The following is a 14356-nucleotide window of genomic DNA, read 5'->3' as shown; positions in this document are numbered from 1 at the left end:
TGATCGCCGGTCATGCCGCCGACAATATGGTTTTCATGGCGTATAAATGCATGTCGCCCGGAAGTGTGCGGCGGTTCCGGGAGAACGACATGCATCATCATGGCAAGTCGTGGGCCAAGCGAGGACGAATGCATGGCCAGTGAAACAAGCGCCATCGCGATAGCTGGCGCCGGCAGCATCGGCTTGTATGTCGGCGGCTGCCTGGCGCTCGCCGGACGCAAGGTCGTCTTCCTTGGCCGCGGCCGCGTCGTCGAGGCCATGCGCGAAAGCGGGCTGCGCGTCAGCGATCTCGACGGCCGCGACCGCCGCGTCGCGGCGCAAGCGCTTTCGGCCACCGGCGATCCGGCGGCGGCACTGTCCGGCGCGGAAATCGTCCTGGTGACGGTGAAGAGCGGCGCAACCGCGGAGATGGCCGGGCTGATCGCCGCCCACGCGCGCCCGGATGCCGTGGTGGTCAGCCTGCAGAATGGCGTCGACAATGCCGACAGGTTGCGCGCCGCGCTCCCCGGACGGCGGGTGCTGACCGGCATGGTCATGTTCAATGTCGTCCTGTCGCCCGATGGCGAGGCGCCGCTGCGTGCGCATCGCGCCAGCCAGGGCGAGGTGATGATCGGCGACGGCGTCGATGGCCTTGCCGGCCTGCTCGACGTCGATGGGCTTGCCGTCGAAGCGCGCGCCGACATGAAGGCGGTGCAATGGGGCAAATTGCTGATGAACCTCAACAATGCCCTGGTGGCGCTCTCCGACCTGCCGCTGGCAAGGCAACTGGCCGACCGAAGCTGGCGCGCCATCCTCGCCGCCCAGATCGACGAGGCGCTCGCGGCGATGCGGGCGGCGGGCATAGCGCCGGCGCGCATCACCGGCCTGCCGCCGTCGCTGCTGCCGAAAGTGCTGCGGCTGCCCGACTGGCTGTTCGGCCTCCTGGCGCGCCGCATGCTGGCGATCGACCCCCGGGCGCGCTCTTCGATGTGGGACGACCTGAAACGCAGCCGTCCGACCGAGATCGGCGAATTGCAGGGCGCGGTCATTCGCCTGGCGAAGCAAAGGGGCATCCCGACGCCGGTCAACGAACGCGTCGCGGCGCTGGTGCGTCAGGCGGAAGCGGAAAAGCGCGGTCCGCCGGGACTGACGCCGGAGAAGGTCAGAGCAATTCCAGAAAAAGTGTGAAGCGGTTAAGTTCGGCGCCTTCGCCGTAACCTTCCGTCCGGAATTGCGTCACAACAAAAGAGATGAAACGGTGAAACGCTCTATCGCCGATCCTCGATCAGCGTAATCTTCTGCCAGATCTTGCGCGACAGGTTGGAGGACAGGTTCTCGATGTCGTTGACCGCATTGACGACGACGTCGTCGTTGACCGACTGCGCGAACAGCGCCGCGATCTTGCCGGTGATCGACAGCATTTCCGAGCAATAGTCGAGATAACGCGCCAGGTCGCCGGCGTTGGTGATGCGGGCGGGCGAATGCGAGGTCGGCTTGAAATCGGCCGACAAGGTCGCCGGATCCTTGGTCAATTGATGCATGTCGATGACATGGATCAGCGAGCGCAGTCCGTGCAGCTGCCGGAACACTTTCTTGCGCTTGATCCGCTCCTCGGTGCGGATCAGCGCCAAAAGCCCAAGCACCGCCAGGATCACCGTGTTGATCGTCGCTTCGATGCCCTGCATCGACTGCACGGCATCGTCGGCGCCCGAAATGCGGTCGAGCGGCAGGATGGTGCCGACGAACAGGAACATCGCCACGCCGGCGATGAAGGCCGCGACGATGACGCCGCGCAGCCACCAGATCGGCGCTTCCAGCTCCCTGGCGGCCTTGGCGAGGTCTCCCGACAGCGACACCAGTTCGGCTGCCACGGCGCTGAGGCCCCTTTCCGGGAAACGCTCGGCGACGCGCTCCTCCAGCCTTTGGGCTGTCTCGATGATCCGCGCCGGGTCGAGCGTGCGATAGCGCATGGCGACCTCAGCTATCGCCCGGCGCATTGGTGCGCCTGCCGTAGCGGTTCGGTCCGGGATCGCTGCGGAAGCAGGCCAGGATGATCAGCAGGATCGGACCGATGATGAGCGAGATCAGCGCAAAATAGGTCGGCTTGCCGAAATCATGGAGGCGCTTGGCCGTCACGGCGAAGGTGGCCCAGGCCGAGATCAGCAGCACGCCCCAGCATATCATGGCCCAATTCTGGCTGGCGGTGGTGTTCAGCTCCACCCGCGCGAACTGGTAGAACGGGAAAAACTGGACAAGCACCAGCAAAACCCCGGCCAGCGCATAGGCGACCGGGCTCAGCCGCCCTGAAAGGCTGAAGAACAGCCAGAGGAATTGCGATCTTTCAGACAATCGTGTCCGCTCCGTCAAGCATGTCTCCCGAAAGTGGGAACCGGTTTCGGGACTAAGACATGCGTAAAACCAAAAACCTAAAGCGCAGGCAGCGAATCTGAAAGATCGCGACGCGCTTTAGGCAGGATCAATCGCGCAGCAATTCGTTGATCGAGGTCTTGGAACGGGTCTTTGCGTCGACGCGCTTGACGATGACGGCGCAGTAGAGGCTCGGGCCCGGCTCGTTGTTCGGGAAAGGCTTGCCGGGCAGCGATCCGGCGACCACCACCGAATTCGGCGGCACCTCGCCGTAAAAGACCTCGCCGGTGGCGCGGTCGACGATCTTGGTCGACTGGCCGATGAACACGCCCATGCCGAGCACCGAGCCTTCGCGCACGATGCAGCCTTCGACCACTTCCGAGCGCGCGCCGATGAAGCAATTGTCCTCGATGATGGTTGGGCCGGCCTGCATCGGCTCCAGCACGCCGCCGATGCCGACGCCGCCCGAAAGATGCACGTTCTTGCCGATCTGCGCGCAGGAGCCGACCGAGGCCCAGGTGTCGACCATGGTGCCCGAATCGACATAGGCCCCGACATTGACGAAGGACGGCATCAGCACCGCGCCCGGCGCGACATAGGCCGAGCGGCGCACGATCGAGGACGGCACGGCGCGGAAGCCGGCCTTCTCGAAGTCGACGGCGCTCCAGCCGTCGAACTTGGACGGCACCTTGTCCCACCACACCGCCTGGCCGGGACCGCCCTTGATGATCTCCATCGGGTTCAGCCGGAAGGAGAGCAGCACCGCCTTCTTCAGCCACTGGTTGACGTGCCACTTGCCGTCATCCCGCCGCTCGGCGACGCGGGCAACACCGCGATCGAGCAGGTCGAGCGCCGCCTGGATGGCGTCGCGCGTCTCGCCGCGCGTCGCGGTCGAAATCGTGTCGCGCTCCTCGAAGGCCTTTTCGATGGTCTTCTCGAGGCTCGCCAGATCGGGCTTCGACATGATTTCGCTCCATTACCAAGCTGTTAAGGGGCTGCGCCTTAACCTGTTTAAAAGTCGCGCGGACCCTATGTTAAGGCTCAATGGGGGTCAATCGCGCCTGCGTCACGGGACGGCGCAAGTAAGGGAATTGGACGGGTGGATTCGATGACTCCCATGGAAAAGGCGGGATGGACGCCGCTGCCGCATTCGGACGAGGACCTGGAACGCTCGAAAAGCGTGCCGGATACCCCGCAGACACGTGCCGAAACCTACCGGCTGGCCTGGAACGATCCCGACTTCATGACGCGGCGCGAATTGCGCGCGGTGCGGCTGCAGCTCGAGCTGCTGAAGCCCGAAATGATCCTGGCCGAACGCGGCATCCGCTCGACCGTCATCCTGTTCGGCGGCGCCCGCCTGCCGGAACCGGGCGGCGAGGCCTGGGCGGCGAAGAACGAGATGCAGAAGAAGAACCTCGAGGCGAACAGCAAATATTACGAGGAGGCGCGCAAATTCGCCCGTCTGTGCTCGCAGCAGTCGGCCACCTCCTATTATCGTGAGTATGTCGTCGTGACCGGCGGCGGACCTGGCGTCATGGAGGCCGGCAACCGCGGCGCCGACGATGTCGGCGCGCCGTCGATCGGCTTGAACATCGTGCTGCCGCACGAGCAGGCGCCAAACGTCTATGTCACGCCCGAGCTCTGCTTCAACTTCCACTACTTCGCCATCCGCAAGATGCATTTCGTCATGCGCGCCAAGGCCGTCGCGGTGTTTCCGGGCGGTTTCGGCACGATGGACGAGTTCTTCGAGACGCTGACGCTAATCCAGACGGGGCGCATGGAACGCGTCCCGGTCATCCTGTTCGGCAAGGCGTTCTGGCAAAGGGCTATCGATCTCGACTTCCTCGCCGAGCAGGGCACGATCTCGCCCGGCGATCAGGACATCATCGATTTCGTCGACACGGCCGACGAAGCCTGGGACATCATCCGCCGCTTCTACAAGTTGGGGGAGTAGGAACTGATGAATTGGAGAACTGAAGAATTGAGGAAAAAGGACGTTCGGATCGTTCGTCTGTTCTCCGGTTCTTCAATTCCTCAGTTCTCCAATTCCTCTACCCGGGACGGCATCCCGGCTCGGTCTGCTCACACCGGCAGCTCGACCAGCCAGCCATTCGAGTGCGCGAAGCGCACGATGGCCGCCCGTGAGCGGAGCTCGAGCTTCTCGGTTGCCCGCGTGCGGTAGGTCTCGATCGTCTTTATGCTGAGGTTGAGCCGGGACGAGATTTCCTTGTTGCTGTAGCCGAGCGCCACCAGCTGGATGACCGACCGCTCCCGGTCGCTGAGATTGCCAGGATCGCCCTGCGGGGCGCTGCGCGGGCTGAGCAGCCGCGCCGCGAGCGCCGGATCGACATAGTTGTCGCCCGCCAACACGCATCGGATGGCCTGCAGCAGATCCGTCGCCGTCGAGCGCTTGACCACGAAGCCGCGCCCGCCGGCCGCAAGCACCTGGCGCAGGCAGCCGGGGTCCTCATGCGCCGTCAGCGCTATGCAGCTGACCTCGGGAAAACGCTCGCCGAGCCGTTCGATGAGCGTGACTCCGTTGACGCCCGGAAGCGATATGTCGACCACGGCGACATCGGGCAGCGCCTTGCCGATCCCTTCGAGGGCATCCTCGGCATTTCCGGCCAGCCCGACGATCGTCAGATCGTCCTGGCTGTTGATCATCGCGCCGACCCCGGACAAGATGATCGGGTGGTCGTCTACCACAAATATCCGCCTGCAGCACACCTTAAAACCTCCATCAGTCGATGAAAGGGTCCTTCACCTGGAAGAGGCCCTCTTGTTCTTGATGGTCTAGGCAACTGCCCCGCCTCATGCGGGACGCCCGTCTGTCTCGGCAAGCCGCGGAGGCGGCCGCTGCGGGTAAAGCCATCCCCGCCTAACCCATGATGCGCGGACTATAAGCCGGGACTAAAGTCCGGGATGTGCGGCGCTTCACGTAATCCTTACGTCCACGGAAGAAGCCATTTCCGGCTTGATCACATCGATGCGAAAACTGTCCATCAGCCGGCGAGGGGCGCATCGGCGTAGAGGGTGGTCCCCCTGCCCTTGGCGGTTTCAACCGACAATTTGCCGCCCACCAGCGCAAGGCGCTCTCTCATTCCGGCAAGCCCCAGATGGCCGGGTCCGGGCTCGGCGCCGGCGTCAAAGCCGTGGCCATCGTCCTCGATCGTCAGGCGCATCCGATCGTCCTGGATATGCGCCGTGACGCTTACGCGGCTTGGCGCGGCATGCTTGCCGATATTGGTGAGAGCCTCCTGCGCAATCCGGTAAAGCGTGAGCGCGATCTCGGCGGGCAGCGGGCTTGAAAGGGCTTCGAGGTCCATCTCGCATTGAATGCCGAGCTGGCCGCAAAGCACGCTGGCCAGGTCCTCGACCGAGGCTTGCAGGCCGAGACGATCGAGATCCGCGGGTCTAAGGCTCCAGGCGGCGTCATGCACCCGGGCGCTAAGCCGGTCGACAAGCATCGCCGCGCGTTCGAGGCGGGCGTCCATGTCCCGCGAGTCGGCGCGAACGATGTGCAATTCGAGCGCGATGCTGGCCAGCATCTGGCCCAGATCATCGTGCAGCTCGCGCGACAGGCGCAGGCGCTGCTCTTCCTGCACGACAATCAAACGCCGCGCCAGCCTACGGCGCAGGGCCGTATCGTCCTTGCCTGTAGTAGTCATACCCCACCCACATCAACCTTCTCTTCCCATTGCCGTCGCGGGGGGTCGCAAGTCACCTGCGGGTCGGCGAGAAAAGGCATGAATGTCCGTATAATATACACCCGCCAGATGCGGTTGTGCCTGTCAGTTTTTTCCCGATTACTTCAACTTTTCCTGACATGGGATCAGCACAAAAACCGACGAAGCCTGCCGATCAGCCCGAATGTATCGACGCTATTTCTGCGTGCATCCTTCAAGCGTCCTCCCGGTCATCTTGAACTGGCCGGGAAGCTCAACGCAAACCAAGGAGAACGTCATGAAAAAGCTCATTCTGGCCGCGGCCGTCCTGTCGGCTCTGACCGGTTCGGCATCCGCATTTTCGGTCGGTAGCGGCAATGGCAATGGCAATGGCAATGTCGGTGTCGGCAACGGCAACGGCAACGGCAACGCCAATACCGGCGCCTTCAACGGCAACTTCAACGGCAACGGCAACTTCGGCCTCGGAAACGGCAACGGAAACGGAAACGCCAACATGGGCGCCTTCAACGGCAACTATAACGGCAATCTGAATGCCGGCGCCGCCAACGGCAACGGCAACGGCAACGGCAACTTCGGCCTCGGAAACGGCAACATCAACGGCAACGGCAACTTCGGCATCAGCAACGGCAATGCCAACGGCAACGGCAACCGGGGCGCCGGCAACGGCAACGGAAACGGCAACGCGAACCACTAGCGCCGTCCAAACCGCAGCGTCGCCAAGCCTTGACTTGGAAAGACGCTGAGGTCTCTGGGATCGCCGAGCCACGCGCCCGTCCCCCGCGCAAGGCTATCGCGACATGTCGCCGGCGGTCCCAGTCCTTTTTTGCAGCCCGGTTCTTTTCGAAACAGGTCCCAATTTCAAAAGCTAAGCCATGGAAGGAGCTCGCAGATGAAACGTTACGTCATACCTGCGCTATGCCTGGGGTTGTTGAGTGCAACCGCGGCGAAGGCTGACACCACGACTGGCAGCCAGGCCTTCGGCATGTCGGCTGTCCAAGGGGCGGTCGGCAAATACGGCCAAGCCATTGGTTCGAACGTACGCAGCATGAACCCGCTCGGCAGCTTCGGCGGCAATCTCGGCTACAAGAACAGCGGCACCGGCAATGTCGGCGCCTTCAACAGCGGCACCGGCAATGTCGGCGCTTTCAACGGCAACAGCAACACCTCGCCGACAAGCGGCAATGGCAACATTGGCGCCTTCAACGGCAACTCCAACACCGGCCAATATAACGGCAACAGCAACATCGGTGCCGGCAACGGCAACTTCAACGGCGGCTCGTTCAACGGCAACGGCAATGTCGGCGGCTTCAACGGCAACCACAACGGCCGGGGAAACCACTGATGACCGGCTTGAGATCATCCGCGTCCGTTCGGCCTCGGAAGCGCCGGGCGGCGGCGAAGCTGTTTGATGGCAACGGCCTCGCGCTAGGCACGCTGCTTGCCGCGTTCCTGGCCGCCGACGCCTCGACCCTGGTCAGGATTTCCGACCTTCCGATCGGCGTCGGCATCGCCAACGGCCTTGGCAACACCGGCAATTTCAACGGCCATGGGAATACCGGCAACTTCAATGGCAATGGCAACAGCGGCAACTTCAATGGCAATGGGAATACCGGCAACTTCAACGGCAATGGGAATACCGGCAATTTCAACGGCAACGGCAATGCCGGAAGTTTCAGCGGCAACTTCAATGGCGGCAGCTTCAACGGCAACGCCAATTGCGGCAATGGCCACGGCAACGGCTACTCGTCCGACGGCAATGGCAACGGTACGGGAGCCGCGGGCAATCCGGGCTTGTGCCGGTTTTTGAAGGAGCTGAACGGCCGACTGGGACTGCCGCCCGGCACGATTCCGGGTTTCGACTAGATCGGTTCACCGTTTCACGGAAACGGCGAACCACTCTATCTCTTTGTTTTTACGCAATTCCGGACGGAAAAACGCTCACACTTTTCCTGGAATTGCTCTAGGCCGTGGAATGCAACGGAGCAGAATTCTGCACTGCGGCAACGCCCGGAAGTCACGGAATGGATCCTCGGGTCTATGCGCGTCGCTTCGCTCCTTGCTCCGCCCGTGGATGACGATCGCGATGGGCGTTTCGGCCCATCGCTAAGGCGTGCCTATGCAAACATAGTTCAGGCCACGACGTCGACGATCGCGGTCAGGAAGCCCGCGAGGTCGTCGGTGACGAAATCGACGTCGTCCTCATTTGCCGGGTCGCGTTCCCAGATCTCCGAAAAGGTCGGCTCGAAATTGCGCGGCACCACCAGCACGGTCGTCATGCCGAGCGTTTTCGGCACGGCCAGATTGCGCGCCAGATCTTCGAACATCACCGCATTATGTCCGGTCACCGAGTGCAATTCGGCAAAGCGCTCATAAGTCTGGCGCTCCGGCTTGGGGTTGAGCCCCGCCGCGACGATGTCGAAGATGGCGTCGAAATGCTCCAATATGCCGAGTTGGCGCGCGGTGCGTTCGGCGTGCCTGCGATCGCCGTTGGTGAAGATGAATTTGCGCCCCGGAAGCTGGCGGATCGCGGCGCCCAGCACAGGGTCCGGCACCAGCCTGGAATAGTCGATGTCATGCACCTTCTCGAGGAAATCGTCGGGATCGATGCCGTGCCGCTTCATAAGCCCGTTCAGCGTCGTGCCATATTCCAGGTAGAGTTCCTTCTGCAGCTTGCGCGCTTCGTCGCGCGAAAGCGTCAGCAGCTCCCCGACATAGGCGGTCATCTTCACGTCGATCTGGGCGAACAGGTTCGAGTGATGCGGATAGAGCGTGTTGTCGAGGTCGAACACCCAGTCCGTGACATGGGCGAAGCGGGTGGGATCGGGTGTCGTTGTCATGGATTTCTTATGGCATGCCGACGCTGAATTTATCCACAACTTATGCGCGTCACAAAGTGTGAAAATGGCGTCTCACTTCAAATTTTAAAAGTCTTGGAAAGGTCGCCTTCAGCGCTTGCTGGCACAGAAGCTCTCCGTTGGGAGCAAATGATGAGTCGCATATTTCTGAAGGCCGCTGCCGTGGCGTTCGCTTCGGTCGCCGTCTCGCTGTTGTTGACGCTGATTGTGGTTCCGGCAATGGGCTTTCCGATGAGCCGCACCGTCTGGCTGGCCTCGACGGTTTGCCCGCTCGTGCTCGCCTGGGGCGCCAGCGCCAGCAGCTTCTGGCAGAGCGACCGGTTGCAGAATGCCCATCGCGAGCTTGCCCGGGCACACGCGCAGCTCGCGGCGGCGCACCGGCGCCTGTCGGACAAGGCAAGCCGCGACGACATGACCGGCATGCTCAACCGCGAAACCTTCTTTGCCGCGCTCGACGGGTCGCGGCCCAAGAGCGATCGCGGCGCGCTGCTCATCATCGACGCCGATCATTTCAAGAGGATCAATGACGGCTACGGTCATCTGACGGGAGACGAAGCGCTGCTTCTGATCGCCGGCGCCATCGAACGCGGCATTCGCAGCGGCGACGTGCTCGGCCGCATCGGCGGCGAGGAATTCGCGGCGTTCCTGGTCGGCGCCAGCGAACCGGAAGCCAAGCATATCGCCGAGCGCATCCGCCGCGAGGTCGAGCTGATCCGTTTCCGCCCCGTCGATGAGCGGACCGTGCCGCTCACGGTCTCGATCGGCGGCATAAGCTGCGGCGAGAGCGCGACCGTTTCCGATTTGATGCGCGCCGCCGATCGCAGGCTTTACGAGGCCAAGAATCGCGGCCGCAATCTTTCGATCCTCGACCGCGAGCTTCCGGAAGCGGCTTGAAACCTCGCCGCGGGCGTCATGCATGTCGCCCAAAAGCGCAGCGGCTTTGGGACAACGACATGCATCAAACAAAAACTCAAAAGCGCGGCGGCTGAATCGGGTTCAGCGCGACGCGCTTTAGGAAAACCCTAACCATGTCCATACTCAACCGCGCTAAACTTTCTCGTGTAACGGCGTTTTCACCTAGCTTTGGCACGGAATTAGCCTTCTCGGCGGCATCTGTGCCGTTCAGGAACGGCATGCGTGGATCGAAGACCCTATCGAGAGACGTGTCATGAGCAAGTTCGTAAGAGAAATGTCGCGTCGCGCCATCGTGCAGGCGCTGATCGCGCTGCCCGCGCTGTCGCTGTTCCGCAGCCAGCAGCCCGTGGTCGACCCCGATGAAATCGTCGAGATCAATGGCTGGATCCTGCGGCGGAGCGACCTCGCATGATCTTCGACAGCTACGAAGCCTATAAGCAGGTGGGCTTCAAACCCAAGGTCTGCATCCTCGGCTCCGGCCCGGCCGGCACGACGATCGCCAGGAAGCTGGGCTCGGCCGGCATTCCGGTCGTCGTCCTGGAGGCCGGCTCACGCGAATTCAGCGACGAGTCGCAGGATTTCTACCGTGGCAAGACGGTCGGCGATTTCTACTTCGACCTCGACATCACCAGGCTGCGCTTCATCGGCGGCTCATCCAACCACTGGGCCGGCTGGTGCCGCGTGCTCGACAAGCAGGATTTCGAGCCCAAGGCATGGGCGCCGGACACCGGCTGGCCGATCAGCCGCGCCGATATCGAGCCCTATCTCGGCGAGGTTCGTGACATCCTTGAGCTTCCGGCATTCCGTCCGGACGTCCCGGTTTCGGACGACATCCGCTGGGTGCAATTGATCAAGAGCCCGGCAGTGCGCTTCGGCGAGAAATTCGCCGACGAGCTCGACAAGAGCAAGAACATCGCCGTTGTGCTCAACACCTATGCGACCGAGCTTACCGGCGACGGCAAGCGCGTCGCCGGCGCGAAGCTGTGGTCGAACGGCCAGGACGCCGGCAGCTTCAGCGCGGACTATTTCGTCACCTGCACCGGCGGGCTGGAGAACTCGCGGCTGCTCTTATGGTCGAACGAGCGGTCGAATGGTGGCGTGGTGCCGAACGCGGCGGCGCTCGGTCGCTACTGGATGGAGCATCCGACCTTCGAGGGCGGCAACGCCATCCTCGCCAATTACACGGAGTTCGAGGCCGACGACTCGAACGAAGCCTTCTTTTCGCCGACGCTTGCCGCGATGGAGCGGCTGCAGATCATGAATTTCGGCATCCGTCTGATCGAGTCGCCCTATCCCAATGTCAAGAAGCTGATCGCCGACCTCGCCTGCACGGCGCCCAACATGGCGGAGTGGATGTCGTCCCAGCTTGACCAGAAGCTGCGCTGCGCTGCGCAGCTTTATGTCGCCTGGGAGCAGGCGCCCCTCGCCTCGAACCAGATCGAGCTGTCGAAGGCCGATGTCGACCACGCCGGCGTGCCGCGCATCGAACTGCACTGGAAGAAGTCGCCGCTCGAGCGCCGCACGCTGCTCGAGGGCCTGAAGCTTTTCGGCACGACCATGGCGCAGAAGAATCTCGGCCGCGTCCGCATCGACGACTGGATCAGCAATGGCGGCGATTACCCGACCAATGAGGAGACGGCGGGCCACCACCATATGGGCGGCACCCGTATGGGCACCGATGTCTTGAAGAGCGTCGTCGACGCCAACTGCAAGGTGCACGGCATGGACAATCTCTATATCAGCGGCTCCTCGGTGTTCTGCACGTCGGGCCAGTGCAACCCGACGACGACCATCACCGCGCTCGCCTGCCGCCTCGGCGAGCATCTTGGCAAGGTGATCGCCGTCTGATCTCCGAAACGCCGGCGGCGCCGGCACCTGGACTGGCGACCGGCGCCGCCCTGGCGCGTCTTTTGAGGAATGCCAGCTCGCTTACAGTCCGTAGACGGCGACGCGCACCAGCACGGCCGCAGCGGCAAGCGCCACCAGCAGGATGCCGAGGCCGATGGGCGAGCCCCAGCCATACCATTCCATCGCCAGCTTGGCGTATTTGTATTCCTCCTCGTTCGAGAGCGGGGTGTGCTGTTGAATCAAGCTCATTGTTCACTCCTTGTCGGCGACTTTGCCCTTGCCTTGCAAAAAGCGTCATCGCATATTGATACGATAACCTGAATGTTATGCAGATTGATAGTTAGATGATCGAAATAAACTCGTCAAGCACGAAACGCGATGAAATGGCCAGAGACGTCGGCCTCGCCGTCATGCGCTGGCAGGACGCCACGCAGGCCTATGACGAGGCGGTGGGCGCGCGGCTCGGGCTGATCGCGGCCGAGCGGCATTGCCTGGGTCTGCTCTATGCCGGGCCGCAATCGGCCGGCGCCGTGGCGGCGGCAACGGGTCTGACGCCGGCTGCGGTGACGGCGCTGATCGATCGGCTTGAGGCGCGCGGCTACGTCACCCGCACCCGCAGCCTGGAGGACCGGCGCAAGGTGGTGATCGAGGCGACCGCGCAGACCAGGGAACTGTCGGAGCGCTACTACGGCACGATCGCGCGCGAGGGCGAGAAGGTGGTGGCGAGCTTCAGCGATGCGGAGCTGGCGACCGTACTGCGCTTCATCAATGCGGCGCTCGAGCTGCAGAGCGAGCAACTGGCCCGGATCAAGGCCGAGCCCGACAAAGCATGACTAGTGGTTCTGCACAGGGATTCCTTTCCGTGAAATCGCTGCAAACGCTGGGGATTGGCTGAAGCCTTCCAACCTCGTCATTCCAGGGCGGAGCAGCCGCGAAGCGGCGTCGCGGAGACCCCGGAATCCATTCCGTTACCTCGATCTAAAGGTGCAGCAGAGCAGAATTCTGCACCGCAGCAGCACTCATGCGACACGGAATGGATCCTCGGATCTGCGCGCGTCGCTTCGCTCCTTGCTCCGCCCGTGGATGACGACTGGGTGGGCGTTTCGGCCAATCTCCAAGCATGCCGCCTGCCAACGCAAACACAGTCAACCGGTCAAAATCCGTATGCTGGGAAACTAATCGCAAAAGCACAAAGCGGCTCAGCGCCTGTCGGCAACCGAGCCGCCCTGAAACGTCGGTTGGGCGAAAACCGACCTCAGACCGTCGCCGGGTCGAGCGCCGGCTGACCCTTGAAACGTGAGACGATGCCGGCGAGATCGCCGCCGGCGAACGCATCGCGCAGCGCATCGAAGGATGGCAGCACGAAATAGGCGCGCTGGAACTTGTCGATCTCGTAGCCGGTGCGCATCACCGTCTCGAGCTTGAACGGCACATGGTGGGCGTCCTTGCTCTCGACCGCGAATTGCAGCTCGGTGAAGGACGACATCAGCCCGGCGCCGAAGGCCTTCAGCGGCTGGTCGGCTTCCTGGATGAGGCCGTATTCGGCGCTGTACCAGTAAAGCCTTGTGATCATCTCGTCGCCGCCGAGAGCGATCACGTCCTCGGCCTTCTCGCCATACATCTGCATGAAATCGGCGAACACCGGCTGGGTCAGGATCGGCACATGGCCGAAGAAATCGTGGAACATGTCCGGCTCGACGATGTAGTCGAGCTCCTTTTTCGTCCGCAGCCAGTTGGTGACCGGGAAGCGCCGGTTGGCGAGATGGTCGAAGAAGGGGCCGGCCGGAATGAGGCCAGGCACCGCGACGATCTCCCAGCCCGTCAGCCTGGTGAGCGTCTCGCTCACTTCGTCGAAATCCGGAATCTGATCGAGCAGGCCGAGCGCGGCGACGCCGTCCAGATAGGAACAGTGCGCGAGCTTCTGGGTCAGCTTCGTCTGGCGATCGCACAGCGTGCGCCATACTGCCTGTTCCTCGGCTGAATAGTCATAGCCTTGCGCCACGGTGAAATCGCTGCGGCAGACCGAATAGTCGCCGCGAAGGCCCTGCGCCGCACATTCGGCGGCGTAGTCGGTAACGCTGATCGTCATCATTTCCTCCTCGAAGATCGTGATCCGCGGATCGTGAAATGAAGTTTAGGGGCGGACGAGGAGGCAAATCAGCCTTGTTTGTAGCTTAACGGTGGATTCTGAGGTAAAGTCACTCCGATTAAGGAAAGATCGATAAGACATGCCTCAATTCGATGATTTCGAGATAAAGATGCTCGACATCCTGCAGCGCGACGGGCGCAAGCCCGTCTCGGAGCTGGCGCAGGAGATCGGCCTGTCGACCACGCCCTGTGCGCGCCGCTTCGAGGCCCTGCAGGAAACCGGCATCATCAAGGGCTTTGCCGCCGTGCTCAGCCGTCGCGCCGTCGGCCTGACGGTCGAGGTGTTCGTCCAGGTGCGGTTGGTCAGCCACAGCGACGGTTCGCCCGAAAGCTTCATCGCCGCCGTGCAGCGCATGGACGAGGTCTCGTCCTGCTGGACGATGACCGGCGACCACGATTTCCTGCTGCATGTCATGGTGCCGTCGGTGGACGATCTGAACGCCTTCGTCATGCACCGGCTGATGCGCCTGCCCGGCGTGCGCGACGTCCACACGCAACTGGTGCTGCAGAACATCAAAGGCCCGGGCCACGTGCCGCTCAGCCATCTGCGGAAGTAAT

At 62.7% G+C, this 14356-nt stretch carries 18 protein-coding genes; 10 read left to right on the top strand and 8 right to left on the bottom strand.

Going from position 1 to position 14356, the window contains the following annotated elements; genetic code table 11:
* The first annotated feature begins 132 nt into the window (after window positions 1–132).
* Window positions 133–1167, top strand: a complete 1035-nt coding sequence (locus tag LB572_RS23080) for a 2-dehydropantoate 2-reductase (protein WP_224669339.1) — start codon at window positions 133–135, stop codon at window positions 1165–1167.
* Window positions 1168–1247: 80 nt separating this feature from the next.
* On the opposite strand, the gene LB572_RS23075 is transcribed toward LB572_RS23080, so the two are convergent.
* From LB572_RS23075 to dapD, 3 genes are all read right to left on the bottom strand, one after another.
* Entirely contained in the window at window positions 1248–1949 is a 702-nt protein-coding gene (locus LB572_RS23075) for a hypothetical protein (RefSeq protein ID WP_140801535.1), read from the bottom strand.
* A 7-nt stretch (window positions 1950–1956) separates the two neighbouring features.
* A complete protein-coding gene (locus LB572_RS23070; RefSeq protein WP_224669338.1) occupies window positions 1957–2328 on the bottom strand; it encodes a DUF805 domain-containing protein in 372 nt (123 codons plus the stop codon).
* Window positions 2329–2455: 127 nt separating this feature from the next.
* Window positions 2456–3310, bottom strand: a complete 855-nt coding sequence (dapD, locus tag LB572_RS23065; RefSeq protein WP_224669337.1) for a 2,3,4,5-tetrahydropyridine-2,6-dicarboxylate N-succinyltransferase — start codon at window positions 3308–3310, stop codon at window positions 2456–2458.
* Window positions 3311–3454: 144 nt separating this feature from the next.
* Here dapD and LB572_RS23060 point away from each other — a divergent pair, with 144 nt between their 5' ends.
* On the top strand, window positions 3455–4300 hold the full coding sequence (locus LB572_RS23060; protein ID WP_224669336.1) for an LOG family protein: 846 nt from the start codon (window positions 3455–3457) through the stop codon (window positions 4298–4300).
* A gap of 128 nt (window positions 4301–4428) precedes the next feature.
* Here LB572_RS23060 and LB572_RS34615 read toward each other — a convergent pair whose 3' ends face one another.
* Both LB572_RS34615 and LB572_RS23050 read right to left on the bottom strand, forming a co-directional pair.
* Window positions 4429–5052, bottom strand: a complete 624-nt coding sequence (locus tag LB572_RS34615) for a response regulator (protein WP_224669335.1) — start codon at window positions 5050–5052, stop codon at window positions 4429–4431.
* Between the two features lie 296 nt (window positions 5053–5348).
* Window positions 5349–6014, bottom strand: coding sequence for a sensor histidine kinase (locus tag LB572_RS23050; RefSeq protein ID WP_140801531.1), 666 nt, complete (start codon window positions 6012–6014; stop codon window positions 5349–5351).
* A gap of 295 nt (window positions 6015–6309) precedes the next feature.
* Between LB572_RS23050 and LB572_RS23045 the strand changes: the two genes are divergently transcribed.
* From LB572_RS23045 to LB572_RS23035, 3 genes are all read left to right on the top strand, one after another.
* A complete protein-coding gene (locus LB572_RS23045; RefSeq protein ID WP_224669334.1) occupies window positions 6310–6726 on the top strand; it encodes a hypothetical protein in 417 nt (138 codons plus the stop codon).
* Window positions 6727–6921: 195 nt separating this feature from the next.
* Window positions 6922–7374, top strand: a complete 453-nt coding sequence (locus LB572_RS23040; RefSeq protein ID WP_224669333.1) for a hypothetical protein — start codon at window positions 6922–6924, stop codon at window positions 7372–7374.
* Entirely contained in the window at window positions 7374–7895 is a 522-nt protein-coding gene (locus tag LB572_RS23035; protein ID WP_224669332.1) for a hypothetical protein, read from the top strand. The genes LB572_RS23040 and LB572_RS23035 overlap by 1 nt, the downstream gene beginning before the upstream one ends.
* Window positions 7896–8161: 266 nt before the next feature.
* Here the strand turns inward: LB572_RS23035 and LB572_RS23030 are convergent, their stop codons facing one another.
* On the bottom strand, window positions 8162–8869 hold the full coding sequence (locus tag LB572_RS23030; RefSeq protein WP_140801529.1) for a pyrimidine 5'-nucleotidase: 708 nt from the start codon (window positions 8867–8869) through the stop codon (window positions 8162–8164).
* A gap of 150 nt (window positions 8870–9019) precedes the next feature.
* On the opposite strand from LB572_RS23030, the gene LB572_RS23025 reads away from it, so the two are divergent.
* The 3 genes from LB572_RS23025 (at window position 9020) to LB572_RS23015 (ending at window position 11650) form a co-directional block, all read left to right on the top strand.
* Entirely contained in the window at window positions 9020–9781 is a 762-nt protein-coding gene (locus LB572_RS23025; protein WP_224669331.1) for a GGDEF domain-containing protein, read from the top strand.
* 274 nt (window positions 9782–10055) lie between these two features.
* On the top strand, window positions 10056–10214 hold the full coding sequence (locus LB572_RS23020) for a hypothetical protein (RefSeq protein ID WP_181179096.1): 159 nt from the start codon (window positions 10056–10058) through the stop codon (window positions 10212–10214).
* On the top strand, window positions 10211–11650 hold the full coding sequence (locus LB572_RS23015) for a GMC oxidoreductase (RefSeq protein ID WP_224669330.1): 1440 nt from the start codon (window positions 10211–10213) through the stop codon (window positions 11648–11650). The genes LB572_RS23020 and LB572_RS23015 overlap by 4 nt, the downstream gene beginning before the upstream one ends.
* An 81-nt stretch (window positions 11651–11731) precedes the next feature.
* Here the strand turns inward: LB572_RS23015 and LB572_RS23010 are convergent, their stop codons facing one another.
* On the bottom strand, window positions 11732–11899 hold the full coding sequence (locus tag LB572_RS23010) for a hypothetical protein (protein ID WP_224669329.1): 168 nt from the start codon (window positions 11897–11899) through the stop codon (window positions 11732–11734).
* A 95-nt stretch (window positions 11900–11994) separates the two neighbouring features.
* Here LB572_RS23010 and LB572_RS23005 point away from each other — a divergent pair, with 95 nt between their 5' ends.
* Window positions 11995–12483, top strand: coding sequence for a MarR family winged helix-turn-helix transcriptional regulator (locus tag LB572_RS23005; protein WP_140801526.1), 489 nt, complete (start codon window positions 11995–11997; stop codon window positions 12481–12483).
* A 422-nt stretch (window positions 12484–12905) separates the two neighbouring features.
* On the opposite strand, the gene phhA is transcribed toward LB572_RS23005, so the two are convergent.
* Window positions 12906–13742 carry a phenylalanine 4-monooxygenase gene (gene phhA / locus LB572_RS23000; protein ID WP_224669328.1) on the bottom strand — a complete coding sequence of 279 codons (837 nt, stop codon included), beginning with the start codon at window positions 13740–13742 and terminating at the stop codon, window positions 12906–12908.
* A gap of 136 nt (window positions 13743–13878) precedes the next feature.
* Here phhA and LB572_RS22995 point away from each other — a divergent pair, with 136 nt between their 5' ends.
* Window positions 13879–14355 carry an Lrp/AsnC family transcriptional regulator gene (locus LB572_RS22995; protein ID WP_224669327.1) on the top strand — a complete coding sequence of 159 codons (477 nt, stop codon included), beginning with the start codon at window positions 13879–13881 and terminating at the stop codon, window positions 14353–14355.
* Window position 14356: the final 1 nt, after the last annotated feature.

Origin of the sequence: Mesorhizobium sp. BH1-1-5, assembly GCF_020165615.1 — a bacterium.
In the GTDB taxonomy this organism is placed as follows: Bacteria; Pseudomonadota; Alphaproteobacteria; order Rhizobiales; family Rhizobiaceae; genus Mesorhizobium.
Note: the sequence above shows the minus strand (reverse complement) of the source record. Positions and strands in the feature narration are given on the sequence as shown.